Here is a 24,926-nt window from a genome sequence, read left to right as displayed (position 1 = left end):
AGGGGATTATCTCTGGGGCCCGGAGAGATTGACCTCGCGTTCAGCCCGGAAGACGTTGCTGTGAAGGTTGGCGATCCATTGGCGACCGCTGGAGGTCACATTAAGATAGCGGATCGCAAGCTGGATCTGTGGTGCGACATTGGTCCAGTAAAACTGCGGGAATTTATAGACGATATCGGCGGGTGTCGCGTAGCCGAGCTTCTTGTTCAGCCCGATTTCCTCGAACTCGTGGAAAAGCGCATTTGACTTTCGCATGTAATGGGGGTCGCCGAGTTGGCCGATCAGATCGGCGGCGCGCAACAGTAACCCTTCCTCCTCGTTGAGATCGTCCGTGTCGATGTTTGGTGTCGTCGCATAGGGGAAGCGGGTGTACTCGATTGCCCGGGCAATTCGGGCCGCATCGACTTCCTCCACGGCATCGAACCGCTCAATCACAAACAGTTTTGAGCGGTCGACATGGTAGGGCGCAAGCGCGGCGTCGGACGATCCAACCGGCAACTGGACGGTGCGGCCGCTGAGGTCCGCGACATACGCGTCATCCTCGTCGCCCTCGACGATGCCGCGGACGTATCCGATGTCGTGGGCAAGGCAGGCCAGAATGAAGTTCGCGTAGTCGTCGGCCGTGGTGGTTCGCTGCAGCGCCCTTCCGGCCAAGATATCGTTCCCGACCAGGGTCACCAGCATGGTGTGTTCGATGTCGTGATAGAGTGCATCGCTGTTACCGATGCATTCCAGTGTCAGCCTGGCGGCAAAGGGCAGCAGCTTCGTCAAATCGGAATGTGAGGAGCGGAAACGGCCTTCAGTTTCCTTGGCAAGAAATGAGCCAAGGGCTTGTGCGGTCAGTTGAGGAATCGTGATCATCTTGGCATCCTCTCCAGCCTAGCTGTGTCTGCGTCACGATCGACAGGGCTTGTGCTGTGGCATCCTTCAGCTTCCCGACCGGTCACAAATGCCGATCGAAACGACACTATCACCAATCCTTGTAAGTCGGCTCGGTACATCCGCCGCAGACCCAGGGAAATGTCCAATCGGCTGTGCGTTTGGCGCCCGCACGCGCTGGCCGTACATGGCAAATTCAGGGCGCTCGATGCCGTCGTTGCCAAGGGCATGACGAAACAGACCCAGATTTTCGAGCCCACGGGAGCATCGAGAACATTTCCGTTCGGTCGACCTTTCGTCAGGTATTTTTTGCGGTTCTCACAGCACCTTCGTCGCTCCCGGGATTTGCCGCAGTGCGCGCGTGATCGCCCAACTCGCCAAAACCGTCAGGAAGAATCCGATCGGTGCTTTCACGGTCGCCGGCAGATTGAAGTCGAACAGCCAATACTGCAGCCATAGCGCGATCGGATAGTGCACCAGGAACATGCCGTAGGCGTCAGCCTGCATCAGATCGAGAACGCTTTTGCCTGACTGGGCGAACCTCAGGAAGTAGGCCAGGATCAGGAACAGGATGGCGACGCTGAAGACGGTGAAGCAGACGGCATAGGCCCCCTCATACCAGTCCGGCAAGTCTGCCGGATTCCCCAGATTTTCGCGCTTGATGGAGATCAGCACCCACATGAGGTAATACGGAACGATCGTCAGTATCATCCAGTCCCAGCTGACCTTCGCCATCCGGCCGTCAGCTGCGAGCAGCCCGCGATCCATATTCGCGAGGCCGATGCCGGCACCGAAAAAGAAGTAGCTTGCATAGAGCAGCACGCGCCCCTGCTGCACCGAGAACGGCCCGAACTCGAACCAGCTGCCGGCGCCGAAGTGAATCCGCCCGGGAATGTAGAACGCAGCGGTTACGGCAAGCATGACCGCGAAGAACACGGCGGGCCGACGGCGACCATACAGCGAGAGGCGATTGATCGGATCGAGCATGTTGGGTGACAGCCGGTACAGCAGGCACGCAACCATATCGAAAGAAAACAGCACCCAAAGGAACCAGATCGGTCCACTCGGCCACGGGCCTTTCGTGATCGTCGTCCACCAGAACTCCGCAAAGCCGATTTCGGGATGGTGTCGCAACGAGATGGCGTAATAGGCGAGCGGAATGACCGTGAATGCACAGATCAAGAATGGCAGGCCAAGCCGAAGCAGGCGATCCGCCAGATAGCTAACAGGTCCTTTTCGAGCGATGCCGGGCCACACGAACAGCCCCGACAGGAAAAAGAACATCGCCATGAAGAAACTGTCCGTGGCGAGGACGATCATGTCGAAGCCGAAGAACGACCTCGGGTCGGTGTGACCGTAATATGTGTAGGGGATGACAGCGTGATGCAGCAGCACAATCAGCGTCAGGAAGGTGCGGGCACGGTCGAGCGAAAGGTTTCGCGTTTTGGCCTTGGGTACCGGCCGCGTGTTCAGGACCTCTGAATGGGAAATCGATGTCATCTATGCCCCGCCTTTTGTGGCGCTGCCCGATGTGGGCAGCACACGATCGCGACCAATTGCGCTCAGACGCTAACCAATCACCGAGTTATCGTCGAATGCTGAACCGCACCGTTGGGCCGTCCAGCGCGCTGATCGGTTGAATCGTAAGCCGATAGGCGATCAGGTTGGTGCCATCAAATGCCTCGAGCAAGTAATCGCAAACGGGGCAGCGATACTCACCCTTGGCGCCGGGCTCTGACCATAGCTCCAGCCGGCGGAAACCTGCGCCACAGCTCGCACACGTCGCATCCGTTTTCAGCACGTTCATCCTCGCCCTGAGGCGATCCTGCCCTTCACGTGAACACGGCCAAGCGAAGGAAGTTGGAGAAATCACGGCCAGAACGTCACTATCCCCGAACCACTCCCCATTGCCGCATGTCGCCGCCAAAGTGCAAATCGTGCCAAAGGAACATTGCTTGCGGTTCCGAGAGCCGGGAAACACCTGACGTTCGAAAGCGCCACGGCGGGGCGAGTTTTATTCCGGCGCGATTGCATTCCGTTGATCTACATCAATCTCGCGGCGCCAAAGCGCCGCAGCTTCGTCGTTCGCCAAATCGTTCGTTAGAGAAAGGGCGCGCCATGCTTCGTTGGATCCTCGCCGCTTCGGCAGTTCTGCTTCTCGTTGCTGTCTGCGTGTTTCCCGATGATGCCTATGCCCGTCGTGGAGGAGGCGGCGGAGTCCGCGGCGGCGGAGGTGGGTTTCACGGTGGCGGGATGCGTGGCGGTGGTGTGCATGTAGGTGGCGGAAGGGTTCATGGTGGAGGATATCGCGTTGCCGGCCGCCCGCGGCCGTCACACCCGATCGCCGGCCGTCCGGGCTATCCGGGCCGGCCGATTGCAGGTCGCCCTGGCCGCCCGGTCGCCGGCTATCCCGGATATGGCAGAGGTTACTATCGCCCCGGCTGGGGTTATGGTGCTGCTGCCGTCGGCGCCGCGACCGCTGCCGGCGCATACTATGGCAGCTACGGCTATTACAGAAACCAGGGCTGCTATTACGATCAGAACGGTCAAATGGTCTGCCCGCAGTCCCAGTATCAATACTGATCTGGCCGATCGGCCCAGACACAATCGCGATCAGGCAGCTCGCTGTTGGTCAAACCGGAGCGTGCGATCCCGGCGGCACCATGTACAACGTCATGGCAAAAATCGCGTAGATGAGGACAAGCAGGGCGCCGATAAACCATGCCGACCGTCCGCTGTTGGTGATGAAGCAGGAGGTCACGGAGGCGATCATGACCATCGTCACGGCGCCCGGCCAGAACTGCAGGTCCATTGGCTTCGGACCGATGACGTAGCTTAGAAGAACCAGTGCCGGCGCAACAAACAGCGCAATTTGAGAGGCGCTTCCGAGCGCGATGCTGACGCTCATATCGAGCCGGTTCTTGCGCGCCGCAGAAAATGCGACCGCCATTTCTGCCGCAGCGCCGACCAGCGCGACGATGATGAAACCGACGAACGCCGGGCTCAATCCGAGCGTCTCGCCTGCTTTCTGCACCGAACTCACGAATATTTCACTGACCAGGGCAACCAGCACCGTGACCGCGATGAGTGTGCTCACAGCCAGTCCGATCGGCCAGCCGGCGTCGTCACTCTCGTCGCCATGCTCCTCGCTTGCGAACAGCTCCTTGTGGGTCTTGAGCGAGAACAGCAGGCCGAGCCCGTAGGCACATATCAGCAACACAGCGAGGCCTGTGCTCAGATGCTGCGCCATCGCTTCGCCGCGTGCCGGATCAAGATCGGCGACGGCTGCGGGAGCAAGCAGCGCAATCGTGGCCATCAGCAGCAGCGCTGCGTACATCCTTCCGCCGGCCCGATTATACTCCTGAACGTGATGGCGGAGCCCACCGAGCAGAAATGATGCGCCGAGCATGAAAAGTGAGTTGGTGACAATGGCGCCAGCGATAGATGCCTTGACCAGCATGTATTCTCCGGCATGAAGCGCGGCGATCGCGATGATCAGTTCGGTCAGATTTCCGAGGGTTGCGTTGAGCAGGCCTCCGATTGCATCGCCGGTCTTTTGCGCGAAGCTCTCCGTCGCGTGGCTGAGAAGGGCAGCCAATGGCACGATGGCGAGGACAGCGAGTACAAACAGAGCTGTGTGGGCGGACGGAGCTGTGGTTTCGACCACCAGCACGATCGGCACGAAGATCAACATCCAAAGCAGTGGATTATGTCGAATTTCCTTGAGCAGAAGGTGCATGAGATCGTCCGATCGAAGCCGGTTCGGCAGCAATTTCCGAGCGCCACGGGCGGCCCATCTTGATCTAGCTCAATCCGACGTCACTGTTTCGCCGGTGATAGCCCAGGCTGGACCAACCCGTCCGGAGGCGCGCGGCATTTCCTGAACGATCGTGTCCATATTTCCGATTCCGTGCCATTTGACCTAGATCAACCCGCGGCCGATCCGGTTGTGCGCTTCTTCTCGGCGACATCAATGAGAAGCAGCCCAGGAGTTTGTAATGACAAGGATTACAGCTGCCGCAGCGATTGCACTTTTGCTCACAACGTCGTCTCTCACTTGCGCAGCGGAGACATCTCCGACTGCCGGAGCAGCACAACCCAGCGCCGCCGACCTGAAAGCCTTGACGGATATGCGCGTCGGCATCGTCAAGGCCGCCCTGCAATTGACGCCCGACCAAGAGAAATACTGGCCGGCCATCGAGGATGCCATCCGCGCGCGAGCGAAGAATCGGCAAGTCCGATTGGAGCGGATAGCCGAATTGCACGAGAAAGGCCCGACGGGCGCCCTCGGCGACGGCAGTCCGGTTGAACTCATGCAGCGACGGGCCGATCGGCTCATTCAACGCGGGACTGATCTCAAGAAGCTCGCGGATGCCTGGGAGCCGCTCTACAAGACGTTGAGCGACGATCAGAAGAGGAGAATGGCCTTCGTATCGTTTGCCGTCATGCGGGGCATGCGAGACGCAATCGAGCATGACGACGAACCCGAGGATGAGGACGATTAGAGCCAGGCCGAGAGGTGGGCCTGCATGGCCGGCTTTGCCGAAGCTCGGCCGCCGTGGACGATCGCGCCATCTGGAACGTTATTTGGGAAGGCATTCCACATTGTAAGCAATGATGATCTGTGCCGGGTCGGCCTTGCCAACGCTTTTCAGGTCTTCCAGGCCGCTCCTTAGCTTCGCGCCGGCGTCTTTGAGGCTGCCTTCAAGTGTGGCCTTGGCCGCCCTGCATCGCTCCTCGCTTGTGAATTCCTGGAACACCACGGTCGGGAGCAGCCTCCATTCGGCCTTGTCGATCGTAGCGGCCGGGCTGACCGAATAGGAGAACACATACATCAGCACCCACATCAGCGTGCTCCTTTTGCGATGCGAGGATCGCCCGATGCCTGCGCATTATCGCGGGAAAGGAAGCGTTCGGCCGTCACCATCGTGATTTCGTGACGAGAGTCCTGGGGCCGCCATGATCTAGATCAAGGCGCAAGCATGCATGCATGGTTTCTGGCGACCGAGGCGTTCTCTTCCGGATCAACGGCAGACATCCGAACCGCGGCGCTCAGCGACAGTATCTCAAGACCGCATTCGAAGCGGGAGTTCAGCTTTCGTTCGGAAGGCAGCGACGCGTCATGCAGATAATCGGGAGGTGAAGCATGTACCGGCATATTCTCATTCCGACAGATGGGTCGGAACTGGCGGAGCATGGAGTCGCGCATGGGGTAGCGCTCGCGAAATCCCTCGGAGCCAAGGTATCGGTGATCTTTGTCCTGGAGCCCCTTTCAGAGCTAGGGGCACGGTACCGTGAGGTGCTCGCCGGATATGCTGCGATACGCAAGGAACAGGCCGCCAGCGCGCTGGATGGCGCGGCTCGTACGGCCAGGGAGGCCGGTGTCTCCTGCGAGACGATCCAAGCGGAGAGCGGGCAACCGCATCAGGCCATCATCGCAGCGGCCAAGGACAAAGGCTGCGACCTTATTGTCATGTCATCGCATGGACGCAGCGGACTCTCCGCAGTTCTGATCGGCAGCGTGACAAACAAGGTGCTGACGCAGGCGAAGACCCCCGTGCTGGTTTGTCAGTGAACGCGCAGATCGCTCGATAGAAAGCGCTGGCGCCGGCCTCGAGCGCGAAGTTCACGCCCGCAAGATGCGCCGCAGCAGTTTGGCGAAATCCTGCGCCATCCGGGACGGCGCTTCATGCGTCGGGGAGAGAGGATCGCGATCTGGTACCGGATCTTCGGGTTGAACGGGCGGATGGCGAGGCCCTCGGTGAACGGCTTGCTCGCCACCGGATCGACGATGCCGACGCCGCGGCCTTCGGCGACGAGCTCGGGCACGTGGCCGAGAAGAATTCCGTCTCCAACATCACGTTCCAGCGCGCTGACCGCCGGATGAACGTGCAACCGATTGCGGCAACAGACCCGTCAGGGAAAGAAGAAGGGCATGAAGGGCATTCCGCCGTCGCCCCGTCTGCCTGCGTTGGCCTCCGCCTTCGGCCGTGCGGGTCTTGCCAGAACCTCCGCCTCGCGATCAGCGCCCCTGCGCTCGAGCCTGGCGGACGGGGCATGACGTGCCTTGCGCCTCTCGCATTCGTCGTCGTCATTGAGGAAGTAACCTGCGGCACAGGTAATCTTGACACAGCGATCGCCGTCTCGCTTAAGGCCGGATCCGCAAATCAAGGGACAAACTCGCGCCGTTTTGAGCTTGATCGCGTCAAGCGCATCGGCGTTTGCGGCTTTTGCGTCGAACTTGGTGCCGGCGTTCCGGTTGAACATCTCCAGCGAGCGCCGCGATTCCGTGTCCCATTCCCCGCTGGGCGATCCTGTGAAGCAACCAACCCGGCGCAATTCGGTCTGTAGCAATTTGGCAACCGCGGCTGGTGCTGTTGGCTGCACGGTTGCCTGCGGACTGGGCAGCGCGGCCACCTTGGGACCCGCATTTGCGTTCGTCTCTCGCGGTTGGTCTGGCGCGGAGGGAGCCGCCGGCGCGGTGCCCTTAGCGGCGGTCGCGGCGCTCTCGGCCGCGAGACGCTTCTGTTCGGCCTGAGCCGCTTGTTGTTGCGCGACGTCCTTGGCTGCCTCAGCGGCCGCCCGAGCTTCCTGTGCTGCTTTCAGGTCCGAGGCCGCCTTGGCGAGTTGCGTCTGTTGAGCGCCCTGGTTGACGAGCCGGGCCTGTTCCTGCGCCGCCTGACGCGCTTTTTCGGCCGCCGCGGCTCGCTTCTCCTCCGCATCAACTTTGGCGAGCTGAAGCTTTGCCAGATTTGCGTAGTAACTGTCAGGATACTGGGCGATGAAAAAGGTCAATGCATCCTTGTTGCCGACCTGCAGCGCGAGTTCGTAGTCATACCGCATTTCGGACCGCGGCGTTGGCGCTGGGACGGCTTCCCGGGCAACTTCCCTGGCAGTTTGCTTGGCAGCTTCCTTCGCAACTTCCTTGGCCGGCACCAGCGGCACATCGTCGCCGCCAAGGGTGCCGTAGACGTACGGCTCCTGCCGATTACCTGTTGCTTTCATCACGTCGTCGCGGACGAAACCGAACACCCTGCGCAAATCCAGGCCGGGAGTTCCGATATACTTCACCAGTGCGGATGCGTACGGACTGTTCTTGCTGTTGCCGTCCGACGCCGTCGAGCCCGCCTTGGCGGCGAAGGCCACGAGCGTATTCGATGTCGCGGGCTCAATGCGGGCAAGGCCGCGGCTGATCGCGCGCGAGCCAACCGTTCGCTTCATTTTGTCGGAGAAAGGATTGTTGCGGCAAGCGTCGAGAATCACAAGCCGCAGTTGCCTTGCCGGTTCAACGGCCAGCAGGACCCGATCGAGCGAAAACGCCTCGTCATAGACGTCCGTATCGCGCTCGAGGGTGGCATCGACCGGGATCAGATAGTTCGTACCTTCGATCTCGATGCCGTGACCAGCATAGTAGACGACAGCAACATCCGCGTCGCGAGACTGGTCGGCAAAATCGCGCAGCGTACGTCGCATCTCGACCGCCTGAAGATCCAGTCGAGTTTGAACCACGTCAAAACCCGCATTCTTCAGTGTCGCCTCGACAATCTGGGCGTCGTTGACCGGGTTCGAAAGGGGCGCGGCGTTCTTGTATGAAGAATTGCCAATAACGAGGGCGACACGGTTTGCAGCCGATGCCGGCTGACAGAACAGCAGCACGATAAGAAAGAAGCAAATTTGTCGCAGTTTTACAAAGCAGCGTGTGCGCATGGCAATGCTACTGTTCAAATGAATGTCTAGATATGTGCGGTCACGACCGAAACGGTTCAATCAAATGTCGATGATCCGCAAAGGCATATGCGGAAAGTGGAACCTGGTTGGCAAGATGGCGTGCCCTGGCCAGGCCGATTGACCTTCGCAGGGGCGTGGCCTTTAGTAATCGCGATTTTCGAACGGGCGAGATCAGTGCTGTGACTGACGTAAAGCTCAGCCAGGCAAACTCCGCGACAGCCAGCAACGGGAGCGCCAATTTGGGCGTCAATCCCTGGCTGGACTGGACCGCGAGAACCGCAGTGATGATCATCTACGGCGGGTCTGCTGTTGTCGGCGCCGTTGGCATCCCGTACCTGTTCCCGTTGGACAGCTTTGCCAAGCTGCTGATGATCGCTGCCCACATGGCAAACGTGCTTTTTCTCGGCCTGGTGGCAGTGACGACCATGACCCGCCTGGTCCCCATCATGAAGTCGAAGGGCATTGAGACGCGGATATCAGCCCTGTTGGGCACTTTCCTAAGCGTCGCGCTCGCGTTCCTTCCAAAGGCGGAGCTCGGTCCGATCTGGTCGATCCTGTCCACGGCACTGATCCTGGTGGCGACCTCACTGTGTATTGTGGTCCTTCGCTGGTTGGGCAAATCCTTCAGCATTCTGGCCGAGGCAAGGCGCCTTGTGACGAACGGGCCTTACCGAATCGTCCGGCATCCCCTCTACCTCTGTGAGATGGTTGCCCTGATCGGCGTGACACTCCAGGTGCTTTCACCGCTCGCCGCGCTCATCGCGATTGTGATTGTGACGATTCAATGCCGGCGCATGATCAACGAAGAGCGGATTCTCCGGCTGGCTTTCCCCGAATATGACGCCTACGCTGCGAGAACGCCTTTCCTGATCCCGGCAAGACTGATCCCCACATGCATGGGGCGATTGGCTCGTCACGCGGGCCGGAAGCTGTCGACCAAGGCCGTCGATCCGCAAGCCTAACGCCGCGCTGCGCTGCGAAGCCGATGTCACCTGTAGAGGCTGGGACGACTGAGGGAATCGTCTCGGCAGACCGCGGATACCGGCGAGGGCCAGTTACGGTTTGGCGGCAACGTAGCCGTAATAATTCATAACGAAGTCCCCAATGGGGAGGGGCTTCAGAGCGCCTCCTTTGCTCGGGTGCGGGATCGCGTAATCTCCCTTGCCCCATGTGAAGATCGTTGTCGTCACGTTTCCGTTCGACACTTGTATCTTGTCACGCAAGACGACCCAGTGCCTCGTCAACACGGAGCCTTCATCCGACTGGTCGTCATACTCGATCAGGTTGGCGCTTATGAAAAGGCATACGCGATATCCGCCGGCGAGCAGGGCGTTGGCTTCGTTGACGCTGTCGATGCCCTTGCTGAATTTCAGATTGGTCTCCTCGCGCACGTCGCGGTATCCCGCCTTGCGGAACCATTGCTCCATTTCGCTCGGCAGCGTGATCCCCGCGACGTCGCTTATTCTGCCGGTGTCGTCAAAATCGAGGAACCAGTTTTCGGAGTCGCGGATGGAGGCGCATGTCAGCCAATCGACGTGGTCCAGCGAGTAGGGCGGCGTGTAGTTCTTCACGTCCTTTCCCGGCTTGATCAGCAGGCGGCCGAGGCTCGCCTGCCCCTTCTGATACAGGTCGATGGCGAACCGCGCATACTGCCCCGGCTTGTCGGACGCGTAGCTGAACATCAACGCGGAGGGGCCACACATGCTCGCCTGGTCCTGATCGATGAGGCTCGGCTTCGCAATGCGCCTGAGAATCCCGATCCCGACGCGGTGCGGGTCGAGCTTCGGAAAGAACGTGGTCCTCGTATTCTTGAGGAAATCGCAGACCATCTCCGCGGCGAGCTTCTTTTGATCCGAATTGAGGTCATACGGTCCAACCCCAAGCCACTTCTTCTTTTCGTCGCCGACGAAGAGCGTGATGAGCTTTTTCGAAGTCGGAGATAGCGTTCTGGAGGTGCTCGCAATGGTGGTCAGGTCGTCCAGCTCGAATGAAGTGACCGTGCCGTCCGCGACGGTCGCCCTGATGATATCGACCACTTCCGCGTAATCCAGCTTGGAATCGTCGAGCAAACCCTTACGAAGTGCGGCATCGACGGATGGCGTAGAGATCGCATCCCATTGACCCTTTGGAGGGGAAGGCTTGGCGGCCGTCTTTGTCGCGAGGTCAACGAGCCGGCTGAATGTTGGCCCGCCAGGCCGAATATAGCCGTCGGGCGTGCCCGGGAAGTTTTTCTGCTGGAAATACAGAATCGAGCTGTAGAGGCTGTCGCTGGCATGACCGGTCACGACCAATTGCGGTTTGAGCGTGGTCTCGGCGCCTCCGTCGGAAATGGCGATCTTGTTGAGCAGCGAAATGACCAGCTCCTGGTCTTGTTTCCAGTTCTGGCAGCTGCGACCCGTCGCGGCGAACCTACCGACTTTGTCTTTCAATTGCGGCATGACTGATCACCAGCAATGTGGTCGTTGTCAGTGGCGGAACGTCAGCGCTCGCCTCTCGGCTTGGAGCCCAGCAGATCGTGCGTCCCACTGACGCTCAACGTTCCCGAGCACTCGAATCCGCCGAAAATTCCGCAGGACCCCGTGACCGTAACGCGAAAGTTCTTTCGTTGAAATATGTCGAGCGAAACGCCAAATCGCGAAAAATCGTTGGCGCTGTTCGGCAGGATCAGGTCGATGTGATCGATCGCCCAGCGCGGCAGGTGAGGGTTGCTCTTCCAGAACAGTTCATTGACGGCGTGGTGTCCGAAATTTGGTCCGACCGTGAGGGCGCCGTCTGCGCCCTCGAACACGAAGCCCGTCTCGTCGATGTGAACGTTGACCCGGTCGGGCGCTACTGCGAAATGCAGCGACGTGATGTCTTGCGGCTGCGGGTCCTTGCCGAATTGCGCACTATAGTCGTCGCTCCATTGCCCTCGGCCGCGCCCGAGCCCGAAGCCGTGCCGGCCCGGAAGGTCTCGCGTCGAGAGCGGCCGGTCGGATAGCTTTGGGCGCCAGATCTCCCGAAATCCGGTGCCGATTGTGGCTGCCATCGACAGATCGAGGGCCCAATGCGACGGCTTCTCCGGGCTTTTCCCTTCGGCGAAGGCGTCGAATCCGTCCGACGTCTTGGCAATCCGCAGCACCTTGATCAGGTCTTCCCAATCCTTCGGCAGAAACGTGACGCCGTCGAGCGTGCTCGTCGCGGCCGCCACGCCGTACTTCTCCAGTTGACGTCGGATATAGGCCTTCTCGTCATAGAGGCGGACATTGGGATTCGGCCCGGCGAAATATTTCGACAGATCGATCTGCGGCCGAAGCATAGTTAGCCGCGCGGCGATCTTCCGGTAGGTGTCGGTCGTGGTCGGATCGGTCGTCGTCACGGGGCCGCCCTTCGAGTCAAAGCCAGTCTCTGATTGGTCTGGTCCGGACGGAGCCGGGTTCAACTGAACCTCCCAACCGGAAAGGCCGACCACCATTCGTGGAGCAATGTAAAGAGCAAGGACGATCTGATGTCACTTCGGAGCAGGGTGCTAGACGTGCTCAACGGCCCGGCGGTCGCGCGCATGCGCTTCCGGTTTCCGATCCGTGGCAGCCACGTGACGATTGCACCGCAAACGTTCCATCACGTCGCACGCGCGATCCGGTTGGGACAGGTCAGCGTCAGAGTTCCGACGGACCTCGCGGCAGGGGTTGCGGCACAATATAACGATGTCGAGCGAACACGAGCGGATGGTACCGTCGTCGCGGCGAATACGCTGGAGGTCGTGTCGGCGACGGGGCGGATGGACGAAGCCTATATCGTCCATGAGGCCTTGCATGCGGCTTACGATCTGCTGCGCACCGGCCTTGACGCCAATGCGGAGGAGGCGTCCGCCTATGTCTGCACTGCGCTCTATTGCCGCATGACAGGCCTGCCGCGACCCCGCTGGGCGAACGGCCCGATTTACGGCAATGCCGCAGAGGTCGCCCGAACGCTGCTGTCGCAATATCAGAAGGGTGATCCCGGCATTCCCTGGGTCGGCGAACATGAATGGCGGATGCTGCGCGCCGGTGTGGGCCTTAATTCGGTCTATGCCAGCGGACCCGGCGGCATTCTCACCGGATGGCTGCTCGGCCAACAATACACCCACGACGGCTGAGGGGACGGGGCTGCGTCCGCTCCACAAACTGGCGGGCCGGCCCCGGTGCCGCCAGTTCCTTACCGAGGTCGACGCCGTTGAAAGCGTCAGGCCACCAGCAAACCCAGCTTTCCGACCGTCGCCAGTGAACGGTCAACGCTGTCTCGGGTCGAGAGCAGCAACGGCTCGGCGGGCTGCCCGGCATCATCCACTTGTTTGACCTGGATGGTTGGTCCGAAGAGTTCAGTCATTTCGGCCGCGATTTGCCCGATCGTCCGAGAGCCGTCGAGCAACTGCAGGAACTGGCGCATCCTGTCGTCCTCCAACTGTACGGTCTGGTGGAGCGGATTGGTGACCAGCGGGCCGGTCTGCGCTTGTCTGCGGGCGAGCAGGCTCGCCTGCGGGTGATCAGTGGCTTCCTTCACCAGAAAGGGCGGTGATCTCAGAAAGGAAATCTCTCCGCTACATGCCAGGATATATAGCGCTTCCGTCAATATCCGTTGGTCATCGCCTGTTTGCCGGCCCTCGAGCAGCGTCCGGGCGCCATCGAGCAGTTCAGTGAATGAGAGTGCGCGCGGCCAGGCCCGGCCGAGACAAAGATGCGCAGCCTTCAGGAGCGGCTTGGTCACCGTTACTCGGCTGCCGTCCTGAGTCTCAAATTCCATCTCGGACTCGTCGGTTAGGCAGACGTCGGGGCGACGTGGGCTGGTGGAGCTCAGCAGATAGAACCGGGTGATGAAGTCGAGATCGACCTGGCGGTCAAGGGAGATGCCTTCGTGGCAGAGCAACGTACGCCGAAACCCGTTGCCGTCGATGAAGTCCTGATACTGATCGCGCGCCATGAATTCGCTTTCGGGAAAGCGTTGCAGCGTGGCGCGGACCTCTTCGCTGTAACCGGCAAGATAGCGTCGCGAGAAATCGGAGTCGCTCAGATATTGCAGCCCATGCCGGCCGGCGTCTTCGACGACTTCGTGCAACAGGAAGGCCGTCGCGCCCTGATCGAGATCGTCGTGAAAAAGCAATTCGTCCGGAGCCTTGAGGACGCGGTTGCACTGATCGCGCATGACTGCACCGTGCACCGAGTTGGACTTCGATCCTTCGCTGAGAAATTTCACGATGGCGCGAGCTTGTCCCACTTTTTCCTTCATCCCGGTGATGTGCCTTGTGTGATAGCGCATCATGTCGCGGACCATGTCGCGGAGATGCGAGAACGGGTGCGCGTTATAGCTGACGTAGCAGAGCCCCTGGGGTGCCAGGTTCTGCTTGAAGATGCTCATCATCTTCTCGCGCACGTTCGGGGGTACCCATGAATACACGCCATGCGCGATGATGTAGTCGAACTGTCCGAAGGCAGCGTCGACATCCATGATGTCGCAATGCAGAAGCTTGATGTTGCTCAAGCCCAATGCGGCGATATTTCGCTGGCCGCGCTCGATGGTAGCGCCGCTCAGATCGATACCGATGAACTCGCTGTCTGGATATTGAAAGGCCATCGGCAACAGGTTGCCGCCGACGCCGCAGCCGAGCTCGAGAACGCGGCAGCGCTCGACGGCCGCCGGCTGCATGCCATAGACCGTTGCGATTGCCGCCAGGTGGTTCGGGTGAGTGTGTCCGTAGACGTGCCCGGGATAATACACCTTATCGTATGCCGTGGTACCGGTGGTCGGCTGGCGGTGCTCGGTCTGGATGTTCATCGCAATCAGTTCCACGAATATGCAAACTTGTCGTTCACGATCGAGACGCGCGTCTGCTTGACTTCCTCCTTGGCGAGAGACTTGCTGAGGAATTCACGCGACAGTTCGGGCAGCAGCGTGTTGGTGATGATGTTATCGATCATCCGCCCGCCGGAGTCCGGATCGTTGCAACGGGATACGATGTGCTCGACGACTGCGTCGTCGTAGCCGAAGGCAGCCTTGTGATTATCGCGCAGGCGCTGTCCGATCCGGTCGAGTTGCAATCTGGCGATGCCGGCAAGCATCTCGTCCGAAAGCGGGAAGTAGGGGATCGAAACAATGCGCCCAAGCAACGCGGCAGGGAACACCTTCAGCAATTCGGGCCGCAGCAGCCTGGCGAGTTCTTCCGGCTCGTTGCGATACTTTGGATCGCGCGCCAGGCCCATGATGAGATCTGTGCCGACGTTTGTGGTCAGAATGATCAATGTGTTCTTGAAGTCGATTCGCCGACCGTTACCGTCTTCCATGACGCCCTTATCGAACACCTGGAAGAAAATCTCGTGGACGTCGGGATGGGCCTTCTCCACCTCGTCGAGCAGGATAACGCTGTAAGGCTTGCGCCGGACCGCTTCGGTGAGCCGACCGCCTTCACCATAGCCGACATAACCCGGAGGTGCTCCCTTCAAGGTCGAGACCGTATGCGCCTCCTGGAACTCCGACATGTTGATCGTGATCATGTTCTGCTCGCCGCCATAAAGGGTTTCGGCAAGCGCAAGGGCAGTTTCTGTCTTGCCCACTCCAGACGGTCCGGCCAGCATGAAAACGCCAATCGGCTTGGACGGGTTGTCCAACTTGGCGCGGCTGGTCTCGATTCTCTTGGCAATCATCGTCAGTCCATGGGACTGGCCGACCACGCGGCGATTGAGGATTTCGGGCAGCTTCAGGACGGTCTCGATTTCGTCGCGCATCATTCTGCCGGTCGGGATACCAGTCCAGTCGGACACGACGGAGGCCACCGACTGCTGGTCCACATGGGCATAGATCATCCGCTTTTCCGGATTGATGCCCTCCAGTGTCTCAAATTTGCCGCGCAACTCCACGCGTTTCGTGGCGCGATCTTCGTCTCCACTCTCGGAGAGGATTTCGCGGATGCTGCGGATGTCCTTGACCAGCTCCTGTTCCTTGGCCCAATCGGCCTCCAGGCCGGTCAACTTGTCCTTCAGCGCCGCTATGTCGCCGTCGATTGCGGTAATGCGCTCGGCGTTCTCGTCCCCGAGATCGTCGTCGCTGACCAGCGCTGATCGTTCGGCCTCGCGAGCCGCTATGGCGACGCGAGCGTCCTCGATCAGGGCCGGCGTTGCGCTCTGGCTGATGGCTACCCGTGCCGAGGCTGTGTCCAGCAGGCTGACCGCCTTGTCCGGCAGCTGTCGAGATGGAATGTAGCGATGCGACAGGTTGACCGCGGTCACGATCGCGGCGTCCGAAATCCGAACGCCATGGTGCTTCTCCATCGGGCCGAGGAGACCGCGCAGCATGATGCAGCAGGTCGCGACATCCGGCTCATCGACCTGGATCGGCTGGAAACGCCGTGTGAGTGCGGGGTCCTTCTCGATGTACTGGCGATACTCCGCCCAGGTGGTCGCAGCGATCGTACGCAGCGTGCCGCGGGCGAGGGGAGGTTTAAGCAGATTGGCCGCGTCACCGGTGCCGGCCGCACCACCAGCGCCGATCAGCGTGTGAGCTTCGTCGATGAACAGGATGATGGGGGTAGGGGAATTCTGCACCTCGTCGATCACCGAGCGCAGGCGCTGCTCGAACTCGCCCTTCATCGAGGCGCCGGCCTGCATCAGGCCGATGTCGAGCGCGCAGAGCCTGACGTTGCGCAGTGGCGGCGGCACTTCGCCAGCGGCAATGCGCTGCGCAAATCCCTCGACCACGGCGGTCTTGCCGACGCCAGCCTCGCCGGTGAGAATTGGATTGTTTTGCCGCCGGCGCATCAACACATCGATCAATTGGCGGATCTCGTCGTCTCGACCGAGGATCGGGTCCATCTGGCCCGACTTGGCCTTGGCGGTGAGATCCTGGGAGAACCGGTCGAGCGGTGTTGTTCCCTTGGGACTTGCCCGGTCCGCGCCGTCAGTACCGGCACCGGCCAATCCGGAGCCGTCCATCGGACGCATGGTCTCTTCCTCGGAGCCTGCCCAGACGGCGCGGTGCTCCGCGGCCAATGCGTCTACGTTTATCTTGGCGAATTCCTGCGAGATGTTGTTGAGCGCACGACGGAGCTCATTCGATTTCAGTCCGGCGACCAGGAGATGGCCGGTGCGGATCTGGGTCTCGCCGAAGAACAGCGTGGCGTAGTGCCAGCCCCGGTCGAGAATATCGATGACCGAATTGGCGACCCCCGGCATGTCGGTTTCGTTCTTGCGGAAGCCGTTGATGACGCCTGCGAGGTCCGACAGCAGCCGCGCGCGGTCGAGCTTGTAGTGATCCACCGATAGGCTGAGGTCGGTCCGCTCCTGTTGCAGGATGTGAAACAGCCAGTGTGCGAGCTCGATGTTGCGGTTGCTCGCGCTTTTGGCGTGGCGCAGGGCTTGTATGAAGGCATCGTAGCCAGCGCGGTTCAGTTTTCCAGTCACGGCCTCAAGGCTGATGTCGGTCACGGTGGAGCCTCCTGCTCAATTTCCCCGGCGATGTCCGGCTCATCATGGAAATTGGCTCGAATTCCATGATGTTAGGACAATCGGACCGGTGCATTGGTTCAAATCGGCGGGGCGTCTGTCGCGGCGCTTCGCCGGGCTCTCAGACGCTCGGCAAGGTGAAAGCGAGCATCGCGGCGATATTCCTCGGTCGAGGCCCAGTTCGGTGAAACCCAGCTGGTCCACCCAAGGCGTCCGCTCTGTCCCAGCTTCATCGGGACGACCGCTCCCGCCGGAATAGCGAGTTCCACCTCCCACTCGAGTTCGTCGCCGATATAGAAGTAAACCGCGTCAGCCAGGGGCTCGGAGAGGTTAGGCACTTCGGTGGGCAGGAACTGCTCGTATTGAGCGAAATCCTTCACAAAAACGCGAACCCTGATCTTGTCTTCGACACTGAACACCCGCGAGCCCAGAAGCGCGTCGTGGCCGAGCTTGGCGTGCGCCGCGCCGAGGCGGCTGCAATGGCTCGCGTCGAACGGGAGCCAGGTGCCGACAAATTCGTCGATCTCGACCCTGACATCGAACAGCCCCTGCAGCAGCCGGGCCAGTCGTGACGCGGATTTCGCCCTGGGTGAGACCAGTCCAGCGAAGCTGAGCTTCGCCATGTCCGGTACCGTGTCTCGATTGGCAAAGATATCAGAGCCGAGGCCGGCAAAGGAGCCGACATAGGCGATGAAGCGGTCATCCGATGGCCGGTCGTGCTGCGCGATCGGCCGTGCGTCCGCCCAGGCGCGAAAGAACAATTGCAGAAAGCGTCCATTGAGAAGGTCGAGAAAGCGCGGAAAGGCGTCGTCTCGCATCAACTGCCAGCCGAGGCTCTCATCGGTGGTGGCCAGCGGCAGTGCGCCCTGCGGTCCGAGCAGACCGAGGAATTTGACCAGGATTCTGAGCCTGCCATCGCGGTCGTCGACCGAGCTCAGATTGGACGCGGGAAATTCCAGATAGGGGGTTTGACCGAGGTCAACAAATTCCTCGCGACGCGCAGCGCTGTCGCCGATCCGCGGCCGATCCGGATTGGATCGCTCGAGCTGGCGGAGCGTCTGGAAGAAATCGAACCGCCAGGGCTCGGCCTTCATCTGGTCGATCAGCGTCACAGCGGCCTCCGGGTGCCCATGCGGGCCGGCCAGCGCATGATCTCGCCGCGTTCCGAAGTCGAGATGACGGTTTGGGTGAAGGTGTTGAAGCCCGAATAGTCGGCGAAGAAGCGTTCCAGCACAGCACCTAGCAGGAACACGCCACTGCCCTCGAATGCCTTCTCGTCGAGCGTCACGGTGATCTCCAGGCCACGCGCTGCGCCACTGCCGGTACGCTCTCGCACCCGCCGCACCACGGGCCTGCTCTCGACGCTGCGCACGCCGCGAATCTTTCGTTCCGTAGCGTCGTCGAACTGGTCGGCGAACAGTGACAGCATCTCCCGCAGTGCTCCGGCGTTCTTGCCACCGCTGCGTTCCACGAGGCCGAGATAGTTCAGGCTCAGCATGTTGATCAGGCGCCAACTGACAACGCCGCTATTGGCGATTTCGCTGCGACTGCGCAACTGCGCCACCACCGGCTCGCGTGGCCGGGTGGGACCGGCTATGCACATCAGCTCGAGCGAGGTGTCATCCAACAGGCGAAAGTCGGCTCCGCCCTGGCCGACCGGCAGATGTTCCGTGAGATGCCGGTTGGAGCACAACGCCCGGACGCTCAGCTCGGCGGCGGATCCGTCGCCGCTCAGGTCGCCGGGCTCGAGCAGCGAAAGGAACATGTCCGTCCCGGTGTAGTCGGAGGACGCGCCATAGGTCTTCTCTTCGACGGTGCGGCGCCGCGGTAGCCGACGAACGGTAAAATAAAGTCCCTCGACCGATCCGGCCGTCCGGTCGACGGCGGCGGAGTACAGCGGACGCACGTGCCGCTTGTCCTTTTCTGCCGGAAAGTGCGCGTAAACCTCCAGCACCTGGTGCGGTTCGTACTCGAGATAGCGGCTTCGGTCGGGCACCACGTGGTATTCGTGCGTATTCGATTTGACCGGGATGCGATCGCTGGTTTTCTCGAACAGGTTGATCGCCGGGGCGGTGTAGAGACTGAAAGTCTCCGCCCGGACAGAGGCGGCAAGCCGCGAGTTGTGCTCATCGAACGCGAAGACGATATCGATCGACTTGCTGCGCAACCGCGGCATCACGGCGCGAAGTCCCGTCAGATTGACGCCAAGGAACTTGCGCGGAAACACGAAATATTCCCGCAACAACTCCGAGCCGCGAAAGACCCGGTTATCGTTCGGAAACAGGGATTCGTTCTCGCTGAAGCCGACTTGCTGCACACAGTCGTTCGGAGCCCGGATGACGACCGGATCGCCGAAATCGTCGAGATAACGAAAATAGAGGCCGACGCAGTTCGAGGTCAATTGTTCGTAAAGTGCGATAGCGTCTGACTCGGCGCCGGTCAGATAGATGGGCAGTTCGCTGGCGCGGCAGCCGGCGAACCAGGTCTCTGGTTTGCTGCGAGCCTCCGCGTCCGCCGGCTCTTCGTCGAGCCGCGCGGCGGTACGGTGGGTCAAGGAGAGCCGGAGCCCCGCAATGACCTCTCCGCCAACTGGAATCCCGAGGGCCTGCAATGCGCCAGCGGTCGCGAAATACTCGGCGCCGGTGACGTCAAAGGGCCAAAGCACGATATCGCGGCAGAGCCGGAAACGGCAGGCGAGGCTCCGTTCCCTTTCGCGATAGGTCGCGTCGAAATAGGCGCCGCGCGCAATTTTCTTGCCGTCACGCAATGCCGGATCGGCATAGGTCGGCTGTGCCTTGACCAGCATGGCAGACGGAGTTGGCGCGAGGTAGTTCGGAACCAGCTGCTCAAGCAGGTTCGCCGTGAACTCCGGAAATTCGTGCTTGAGCTTGAGCTGAACGCGAGCGGCAAGGAACGCGGCGCCTTCGAGCAGGCCCGAAATCATTGGATCTGAGCGATCGCGGATCAGGCCGCCGAGGCGCTCGGCGATGCCAGGATATTCCTCGGCAAACTCTTCCGCATGCTCGTACAGCAGCGACAGTTCGCGATTGTAGAAGTCGAGGAACTCGCGATTCATGCTACATTCGATTGATCTGTATATCGCCGCTGTCGAGATCGACGTCGGCGACGAATTCCACGGGCACGTTGAGCGGCTCGCACTTCAGGTCGGTGTGCACGATGAAGCGAAGCTTGAGCTGCTCGGGGCCGACCGAGGTATCACGCCGGACCCGGATCGATTTGCGGTCGAGCCTGGGTTCATAGGTCGTGAGCGACGTGCGTAGGGCATCGCTGAGCTCTTCGTCCGTCACGTCGTCGATCGACCGGTTTGCGATATCGGGAAAGCCGTAGTTCAGGATCGAGGTCCGGACACAGTCGCGGCCTGTCAAGTCCAGGGTCGATTCGAGAGCAATTGTATTGAGAAGAGTTTCGAGATCATGCGAGACCTCTCGCCTCAGCAACGTTTCGGAGATCGGGAAACGGCCGACACTGCGCCGCCCCGCTATGACGCGCTCGCCGAACTGATCGCGCAGCTCGATCTTCTTGCGCGCATCACGGGCCTCGTGGGCCGCGCGAAAGGCCAGCATCAACGGAGGAGAAAGCCGGTCCTTCTTTGGCGTAACGGTCATCGACGGTCCCTATGCCGCCGGCGCCGATTGCCACTATTGGCAGCCGGCGCCGAGCAGGAAGCTAGCGATCAGGCCCATTCCTTGTTGGCCGGAACGTCCCAGCCGAAGGTCGGCGATGCGCCGGCGCCGCCCTTTTCCGTCTGGGTCTTGTAGATCATCTTCACCTTCGCGAAGTTCAAGCTCACGTTTTCGGTGAGACGATCTTCGCCATGCGATCCGCCGGTCGATACGCTGGCGACCAGGACGTGCTTCATCTCGATCTTGAGATATTCCAGCGGATTTTCACCGGCCTTGCGGACAGTGAGGATCGCGGTATCGATGTGCTTGCCGTTGGCGCAGACCTTGAAGAGTTCAGGCGTCGCCTTGTCAACGAAGTGCGTGAAGTGGAGATCCTGCATGTTGACCTTGCCGGCGCCGCCGCCCGAGCCGCTGTGGAAGGTGCCGCTTTGGCTTTCGCCAAACGACCAGCTCAAAATGTCGATTTCGTCCTTGTGTTTGTCGTCGAGCGACTCGCCTTTGATCGGATCGAGTTTCAGAAAGATGTCGACAGCCATAGTATAGTCCTTTCAAAAAACCTGGATGAGTGACGGTTGCGATAACTCGGCGTCAGGAGCTCGGGCCTGGCAGGCGCGAAACAAGGCTGAGGCCGACGTCCATCGCTTCCAATTGAAAATGTGGACGGAGGAAGAAGCGTGCGTTGTAGTATCCCGGGTTCTCCTCGTTTGCTATGACCTCGACTTTCGCAGCGGCCAGCGGCTTGCGCGCTTTCTGCGCCTCTGACGACAGGGCTGGGTTGGCATCAACGTATTCGTTGATCCAGGTCTGCAGCCAGACCGTCAGCTCATCCTTCTCCTTCATGGATCCGATCTTGTCGCGAACCATGCATTTCAGGTAGTGCGCAAAGCGGGACACGGCGAACATGTAAGGTAGACGTGACGACAGGTTGTCGGATGCGGTTGCGTCCACACCCTTCTCGCCGAAGTATTTCTTCGGCTTGTAGAGCGACTGGGCACCGATGAACGCTGCCTTGTCGGTGTTCTTGCGATGGATCAGCGGGATCAGCCCCGATTTTGCAAGTTCGTGCTCGCGGCGATCGCTGATGGCGATCTCGGTCGGGCATTTCAGATCGACGCCACCGTCGTCGGTCGGGAAGGTGTGTGTGGGCAGATTGATCACCTCGCCGCCGGACTGGACGCCGCGAATGCGCGTGCACCAACCGAACTCCTTGAAGGCGCGATTGATGTTGACAGCCATCGCGTAGGACGCATTGATCCAGCCGTATTTGTCCCCGGTATGCCCGTCGGTCTCCTCTTCGAAGGCGAATTCTTCCACCGGCTCCGATTTCGCGCCGTAAGGGAGGCGGCCCAGCACTCGGGGCATGCACAAGCCGAGATAGCGCGAGTCGTCCTGGTCGCGCAGTCCCTTCCAGGCCGCATACTCCGGCGTGTCGAATACCTTGCCGATGTCGCGAGGGTTCGACAGCTCAGTCCATGAATCCATCCCCATCAGGGTCGGCTCGGCGCCGGCGAAGAACGGAGCGTGTGCTGCGCCGGCGATCTTGCTGAGATCGCGCATCAACTGCACGTCGGTCGGAAGATGGCTGAAATAGTAGTCGCCGATCAGGCAGCCGAATGGCTCGCCACCCAACTGTCCGAACTCGTATTCGTAGATCTGCTTGAACAGCGGGCTCTGGTCCCAGCGCGCATCGGGATACAGCCGCAGGTTCCGATACAGCTCGGTCTTGGAGACGTTCATCACCCGGATCTTGAGGTTGGCGTCGGTCTCGGAATTGAAGACGAGGTAGTGGAGACCGCGCCAGGCACTCTCGATCGCCTGGAATTCGGGTGCGTGCAGGATCTCGTTCATCTGCGCGGTCAGCTTTTGATCGATCCGCGCGATCATCTCCTCGATGGTGTCGAGCACGTCAGACTTGATGACGCTGGTGTCCTTCAGCGCCTCTTGAACGAGCGTGGACACCGCGTTCTCGACTTCGGTTGCCGCACGTTCGGTGCGCGGTTTGAAGCTTTGCTTCAGCAGGGCAGCAAACTCGTCAGCTTCGACGGTCTTGACCTGGGTGGTGGTCTCTTTGTGAGTTGCTTCTTTTGCCATGGTCCCCATCCCTTCCGTTAGCTGTTGGTGTCGGCTTCGGTTGACTGGCTGGTCGCGCGCTCGCGCAGTGCGGCCATCAGTTGAGGATCGGCGAGGAGTTTCTTCAGCTGATCCTCGGCGCCCACCTTGCCATCCATGTAGCGGAGCAGGTTGGCGAGTTGTTCGCGCGCTTCGAGGAGCTTTGCCGTAGCCGGTACCTGGCGGGCGACCGCCACCGGCGTGAAGTCGGACATCTTGTTGAAGCTCAGGTTGACGGAGATCTTTTCGTCAGACCCGTCGCTAAGACGATTGGCGACACGCGCCGTCACGCCGGGCTGGATCGCCGCCATGCGGTTGTCGAAATTGTCCATGTCGAACTCGAGGAACTTGCGCTCTTCGACTTTCGCCTTCTCGACGCCGGGGTTGTTGCCGGAAAGATCGGACAGGACGCCCATGACAAACGGCAGCTCGATCAGCCGCTCGGCGTCGTAGGGATCTTCGTAAGTGATGTGCACGCGCGGTGCGCGGTTTCGGCGAATGAACTTTTGTCCGCTGTCGGTTGCCATTGGGTTGCCCTCTTCACAAAATCTGTGCGGAAGCCGACTTGCGCGACGCAGGCTCGGGAAGTGCCTCGGTCTTTCGTCAGCGGAGCTTCCTTCTCTTAGTCCCGTCGAACGGAAGGCGGGTTCAATTCGATTTATCGATCGCCTTCAGAGCGCCCTCGGGCAGGACGTCACTCAGCAGGCTGAGGAAATCTCGTTGTGCGAGTTCGCGCGCGCGATCGACCAGGAACGGGATCGGACTGGACGGCTCCGCGGCGCGGAAGAAAGATGCAACCTTGGTCAGCAAGTCCAACGCCTGCGCTCTGTTTTCTGCTGAAAAAACAGCATCTTGAGCGTCACTTTCGGCCGCGGCTGGGAGCGATGTGGCGAATTCCGCCATGCGCTCGATCGGCAGGTCGAAAACTTTGTCACGTCCGATATTGATGGCAGCGCTCTCGACGTGGGCGGGCATCAGCATCCGCATCACCTCGATAAACGATTTGCCAACCATGTCCTGCGCCTGCCGCACCAGCAAGAGCGCCGGGCTCGACGGTTCCTTCCGAGCGAAATAGTCGGCGGCTGCCGCCAGCGCCGCGGATGCCCGGCCCGGTGAGGTCACTGCGCCGGCCATTTCAATGGGATGCTGCTGGTCGTCTTGAGCAGTTTCGTCCGGAGATGGAGCAGCTGCGGTTGGATCGCGTGCGGTGACCAGGCCCGCGAGCCAGTTGGCCATGCCATTCGCGACACCCGCAAGCCTGTCGAGACTGACGGGTTGCCCCGAGTTCAACTTTTCGTGCCAAGCCGATTTGATGCCGGCAATCTCGGCCGCGACCGCGGAGCAGCGGGCGCTCAACGATTTCAGGGTGTCGAGGTCGGTCTCGCCGATGATGCGCTCGATGGTTCCGAGGTCAGGCGCGTCGACGTCAGCGTCAGCGGCGGGAATTTCGCCCTTGGCAATCTGATAGGCACGGTAGTTGAGGCTGCCGTGCCTGCGATTTTCGATCAGGGGGAGGAATTGGAGCGGGTTGATGACCGTCGGAAACACGTCGATCGCCTCGACGGTGACGGCGCGAAAGGCATAGTCGCCGTCCTCGCCCCTCGGGTGAACCGCTTCCCATTGTTCGCGGAGCAGCAGGGTGGTCGCCTTGAGGCAGGTGAGAAAGCCATCGAGATCGCGGTTCAGGATGGAGAACTTGGCGAGCAGCATGGTTAGGCGCAGATCGCGGGTGCGTGCCAGGAGGGGCTGCGCGGCGGCGAACTGGCCGGCAATGTCGATGGCCTTTGGGTCGAAGCGTCCGCGCTCTCCGTTGGCGTTGACGACCTCGAAATACGACATCGGAAGCAGCGATTCCGCACCTGCGAAGAAATTCAGGTACTGGACATCCCCGGCCGCATCGAGGTCAGGCCCGCAGGGATCGTCCGGGGCTATGGGCTGCGTCAGGGATGTGACATCGAGCATGCAAAGATGGTCCGTCTGCGGGGCCCTGGCCCCCTTTGCCAAGTCCGTCACAAGTGGCGGATCAGGCGGGGATCATGATCCGATTGTCTGTTAGGTCAGAACAACGATGACCTCGGTTCATTCCCGGCGGCCACGACAGTTTCGCGTGAACCAA

General features: G+C 60.7%; 23 protein-coding genes. 5 read left to right on the top strand and 18 right to left on the bottom strand.

Going from position 1 to position 24,926, the window contains the following annotated elements; all coding sequences use genetic code 11:
• Window positions 1-6: 6 nt before the first annotated feature.
• The 3 genes from HAP48_RS44725 to HAP48_RS44715 form a co-directional block, all read right to left on the bottom strand.
• Entirely contained in the window at window positions 7-861 is an 855-nt protein-coding gene (locus tag HAP48_RS44725; protein ID WP_029080180.1) for a hypothetical protein, read from the bottom strand.
• A 336-nt stretch (window positions 862-1,197) separates the two neighbouring features.
• Window positions 1,198-2,379 (bottom strand): acyltransferase family protein, encoded by a 1,182-nt coding sequence (locus HAP48_RS44720; protein WP_166206295.1) that lies wholly within the window; start codon window positions 2,377-2,379, stop codon window positions 1,198-1,200.
• Window positions 2,380-2,464: 85 nt separating this feature from the next.
• Window positions 2,465-2,686 carry a hypothetical protein gene (locus tag HAP48_RS44715; RefSeq protein ID WP_210292762.1) on the bottom strand — a complete coding sequence of 74 codons (222 nt, stop codon included), beginning with the start codon at window positions 2,684-2,686 and terminating at the stop codon, window positions 2,465-2,467.
• A gap of 311 nt (window positions 2,687-2,997) precedes the next feature.
• Here HAP48_RS44715 and HAP48_RS44710 point away from each other — a divergent pair, with 311 nt between their 5' ends.
• Window positions 2,998-3,462, top strand: a complete 465-nt coding sequence (locus HAP48_RS44710; protein ID WP_166206292.1) for a hypothetical protein — start codon at window positions 2,998-3,000, stop codon at window positions 3,460-3,462.
• A gap of 49 nt (window positions 3,463-3,511) precedes the next feature.
• Here the strand turns inward: HAP48_RS44710 and cax are convergent, their stop codons facing one another.
• Complete coding sequence (gene cax, locus HAP48_RS44705) at window positions 3,512-4,618, bottom strand: calcium/proton exchanger (protein ID WP_166206288.1); 1,107 nt, start codon at window positions 4,616-4,618, stop codon at window positions 3,512-3,514.
• Between the two features lie 259 nt (window positions 4,619-4,877).
• On the opposite strand from cax, the gene HAP48_RS44700 reads away from it, so the two are divergent.
• Window positions 4,878-5,384, top strand: a complete 507-nt coding sequence (locus tag HAP48_RS44700; RefSeq protein ID WP_224496840.1) for a Spy/CpxP family protein refolding chaperone — start codon at window positions 4,878-4,880, stop codon at window positions 5,382-5,384.
• Window positions 5,385-5,462: 78 nt separating this feature from the next.
• On the opposite strand, the gene HAP48_RS44695 is transcribed toward HAP48_RS44700, so the two are convergent.
• Window positions 5,463-5,726, bottom strand: a complete 264-nt coding sequence (locus HAP48_RS44695) for a hypothetical protein (RefSeq protein WP_166206285.1) — start codon at window positions 5,724-5,726, stop codon at window positions 5,463-5,465.
• 299 nt (window positions 5,727-6,025) lie between these two features.
• On the opposite strand from HAP48_RS44695, the gene HAP48_RS44690 reads away from it, so the two are divergent.
• Window positions 6,026-6,454, top strand: coding sequence for a universal stress protein (locus HAP48_RS44690; protein ID WP_166206282.1), 429 nt, complete (start codon window positions 6,026-6,028; stop codon window positions 6,452-6,454).
• On the opposite strand, the gene HAP48_RS44685 is transcribed toward HAP48_RS44690, so the two are convergent.
• Together HAP48_RS44685 and HAP48_RS44680 are read right to left on the bottom strand one after the other, a co-directional pair.
• Entirely contained in the window at window positions 6,448-6,708 is a 261-nt protein-coding gene (locus HAP48_RS44685; RefSeq protein WP_166206279.1) for a type 2 periplasmic-binding domain-containing protein, read from the bottom strand. The genes HAP48_RS44690 and HAP48_RS44685 overlap by 7 nt on opposite strands.
• Before the next feature lie 87 nt (window positions 6,709-6,795).
• Window positions 6,796-8,586: a caspase family protein gene (locus HAP48_RS44680; RefSeq protein ID WP_166215735.1), complete on the bottom strand. Its 1,791-nt coding sequence runs from the start codon at window positions 8,584-8,586 to the stop codon at window positions 6,796-6,798.
• A gap of 200 nt (window positions 8,587-8,786) precedes the next feature.
• On the opposite strand from HAP48_RS44680, the gene HAP48_RS44675 reads away from it, so the two are divergent.
• Entirely contained in the window at window positions 8,787-9,569 is a 783-nt protein-coding gene (locus HAP48_RS44675) for a methyltransferase family protein (protein WP_224496839.1), read from the top strand.
• Between the two features lie 93 nt (window positions 9,570-9,662).
• Here the strand turns inward: HAP48_RS44675 and HAP48_RS44670 are convergent, their stop codons facing one another.
• Window positions 9,663-11,045, bottom strand: coding sequence for a hypothetical protein (locus HAP48_RS44670; protein ID WP_166206276.1), 1,383 nt, complete (start codon window positions 11,043-11,045; stop codon window positions 9,663-9,665).
• A gap of 41 nt (window positions 11,046-11,086) precedes the next feature.
• Entirely contained in the window at window positions 11,087-11,965 is an 879-nt protein-coding gene (locus HAP48_RS44665; protein ID WP_029080192.1) for a hypothetical protein, read from the bottom strand.
• 129 nt (window positions 11,966-12,094) lie between these two features.
• Here HAP48_RS44665 and HAP48_RS44660 point away from each other — a divergent pair, with 129 nt between their 5' ends.
• Window positions 12,095-12,724 carry a hypothetical protein gene (locus HAP48_RS44660; protein WP_166206273.1) on the top strand — a complete coding sequence of 210 codons (630 nt, stop codon included), beginning with the start codon at window positions 12,095-12,097 and terminating at the stop codon, window positions 12,722-12,724.
• 86 nt (window positions 12,725-12,810) lie between these two features.
• On the opposite strand, the gene HAP48_RS44655 is transcribed toward HAP48_RS44660, so the two are convergent.
• The 9 genes from HAP48_RS44655 to HAP48_RS44615 all read right to left on the bottom strand — a co-directional run bounded on the left by HAP48_RS44655 (window position 12,811) and on the right by HAP48_RS44615 (window position 24,772).
• Window positions 12,811-14,397 (bottom strand): methyltransferase regulatory domain-containing protein, encoded by a 1,587-nt coding sequence (locus HAP48_RS44655; RefSeq protein ID WP_166206270.1) that lies wholly within the window; start codon window positions 14,395-14,397, stop codon window positions 12,811-12,813.
• Window positions 14,398-14,402: 5 nt separating this feature from the next.
• Entirely contained in the window at window positions 14,403-17,039 is a 2,637-nt protein-coding gene (gene tssH / locus HAP48_RS44650; protein WP_166206267.1) for a type VI secretion system ATPase TssH, read from the bottom strand.
• Between the two features lie 98 nt (window positions 17,040-17,137).
• The gene (tssG, locus tag HAP48_RS44645; RefSeq protein WP_166215729.1) at window positions 17,138-18,202 is read right to left on the bottom strand and encodes a type VI secretion system baseplate subunit TssG; all 1,065 of its coding nucleotides are present in this window, start codon (window positions 18,200-18,202) and stop codon (window positions 17,138-17,140) included.
• Window positions 18,166-20,133: a type VI secretion system baseplate subunit TssF gene (gene tssF, locus HAP48_RS44640; protein ID WP_166206264.1), complete on the bottom strand. Its 1,968-nt coding sequence runs from the start codon at window positions 20,131-20,133 to the stop codon at window positions 18,166-18,168. Before tssF ends, tssG begins: the two co-directional genes overlap by 37 nt.
• 1 nt (window position 20,134) lies before the next feature.
• Window positions 20,135-20,683 (bottom strand): type VI secretion system baseplate subunit TssE, encoded by a 549-nt coding sequence (gene tssE / locus HAP48_RS44635; RefSeq protein ID WP_175612273.1) that lies wholly within the window; start codon window positions 20,681-20,683, stop codon window positions 20,135-20,137.
• A gap of 68 nt (window positions 20,684-20,751) precedes the next feature.
• The gene (locus tag HAP48_RS44630) at window positions 20,752-21,237 is read right to left on the bottom strand and encodes an Hcp family type VI secretion system effector (RefSeq protein ID WP_029080199.1); all 486 of its coding nucleotides are present in this window, start codon (window positions 21,235-21,237) and stop codon (window positions 20,752-20,754) included.
• Between the two features lie 52 nt (window positions 21,238-21,289).
• On the bottom strand, window positions 21,290-22,792 hold the full coding sequence (gene tssC / locus HAP48_RS44625) for a type VI secretion system contractile sheath large subunit (RefSeq protein ID WP_029080200.1): 1,503 nt from the start codon (window positions 22,790-22,792) through the stop codon (window positions 21,290-21,292).
• A gap of 17 nt (window positions 22,793-22,809) precedes the next feature.
• Entirely contained in the window at window positions 22,810-23,337 is a 528-nt protein-coding gene (gene tssB / locus HAP48_RS44620) for a type VI secretion system contractile sheath small subunit (RefSeq protein ID WP_029080201.1), read from the bottom strand.
• 121 nt (window positions 23,338-23,458) lie between these two features.
• Window positions 23,459-24,772: a type VI secretion system protein TssA gene (locus tag HAP48_RS44615; protein WP_166206261.1), complete on the bottom strand. Its 1,314-nt coding sequence runs from the start codon at window positions 24,770-24,772 to the stop codon at window positions 23,459-23,461.
• Window positions 24,773-24,926: the final 154 nt, after the last annotated feature.

The organism is Bradyrhizobium septentrionale (genome assembly GCF_011516645.4).
GTDB classification, from domain to species: Bacteria; Pseudomonadota; Alphaproteobacteria; order Rhizobiales; family Xanthobacteraceae; genus Bradyrhizobium; species Bradyrhizobium septentrionale.
Note: the sequence above shows the minus strand (reverse complement) of the source record. Positions and strands in the feature narration are given on the sequence as shown.

What these genes read in the sequence shown, in the direction of transcription:
- tssB (WP_029080201.1), bottom strand. Translation starts at nt 23,337, where the DNA reads ATGGCAACCGACAGCGGACAAAAGTTCATTCGCCGAAACCGCGCACCG.
- HAP48_RS44630 (WP_029080199.1), bottom strand. Translation starts at nt 21,237, where the DNA reads ATGGCTGTCGACATCTTTCTGAAACTCGATCCGATCAAAGGCGAGTCG.
- HAP48_RS44710 (WP_166206292.1), top strand. Translation starts at nt 2,998, where the DNA reads ATGCTTCGTTGGATCCTCGCCGCTTCGGCAGTTCTGCTTCTCGTTGCT.
- tssE (WP_175612273.1), bottom strand. Translation starts at nt 20,683, where the DNA reads ATGACCGTTACGCCAAAGAAGGACCGGCTTTCTCCTCCGTTGATGCTG.
- HAP48_RS44700 (WP_224496840.1), top strand. Translation starts at nt 4,878, where the DNA reads ATGACAAGGATTACAGCTGCCGCAGCGATTGCACTTTTGCTCACAACG.
- cax (WP_166206288.1), bottom strand. Translation starts at nt 4,618, where the DNA reads ATGCACCTTCTGCTCAAGGAAATTCGACATAATCCACTGCTTTGGATG.
- HAP48_RS44715 (WP_210292762.1), bottom strand. Translation starts at nt 2,686, where the DNA reads ATGAACGTGCTGAAAACGGATGCGACGTGTGCGAGCTGTGGCGCAGGT.
- tssF (WP_166206264.1), bottom strand. Translation starts at nt 20,133, where the DNA reads ATGAATCGCGAGTTCCTCGACTTCTACAATCGCGAACTGTCGCTGCTG.
- HAP48_RS44615 (WP_166206261.1), bottom strand. Translation starts at nt 24,772, where the DNA reads ATGCTCGATGTCACATCCCTGACGCAGCCCATAGCCCCGGACGATCCC.
- HAP48_RS44655 (WP_166206270.1), bottom strand. Translation starts at nt 14,397, where the DNA reads ATGAACATCCAGACCGAGCACCGCCAGCCGACCACCGGTACCACGGCA.
- HAP48_RS44680 (WP_166215735.1), bottom strand. Translation starts at nt 8,586, where the DNA reads ATGCGCACACGCTGCTTTGTAAAACTGCGACAAATTTGCTTCTTTCTT.
- HAP48_RS44720 (WP_166206295.1), bottom strand. Translation starts at nt 2,379, where the DNA reads ATGACATCGATTTCCCATTCAGAGGTCCTGAACACGCGGCCGGTACCC.
- HAP48_RS44660 (WP_166206273.1), top strand. Translation starts at nt 12,095, where the DNA reads ATGTCACTTCGGAGCAGGGTGCTAGACGTGCTCAACGGCCCGGCGGTC.
- HAP48_RS44670 (WP_166206276.1), bottom strand. Translation starts at nt 11,045, where the DNA reads ATGCCGCAATTGAAAGACAAAGTCGGTAGGTTCGCCGCGACGGGTCGC.
- tssC (WP_029080200.1), bottom strand. Translation starts at nt 22,792, where the DNA reads ATGGCAAAAGAAGCAACTCACAAAGAGACCACCACCCAGGTCAAGACC.
- HAP48_RS44725 (WP_029080180.1), bottom strand. Translation starts at nt 861, where the DNA reads ATGATCACGATTCCTCAACTGACCGCACAAGCCCTTGGCTCATTTCTT.
- HAP48_RS44695 (WP_166206285.1), bottom strand. Translation starts at nt 5,726, where the DNA reads ATGTGGGTGCTGATGTATGTGTTCTCCTATTCGGTCAGCCCGGCCGCT.
- HAP48_RS44690 (WP_166206282.1), top strand. Translation starts at nt 6,026, where the DNA reads ATGTACCGGCATATTCTCATTCCGACAGATGGGTCGGAACTGGCGGAG.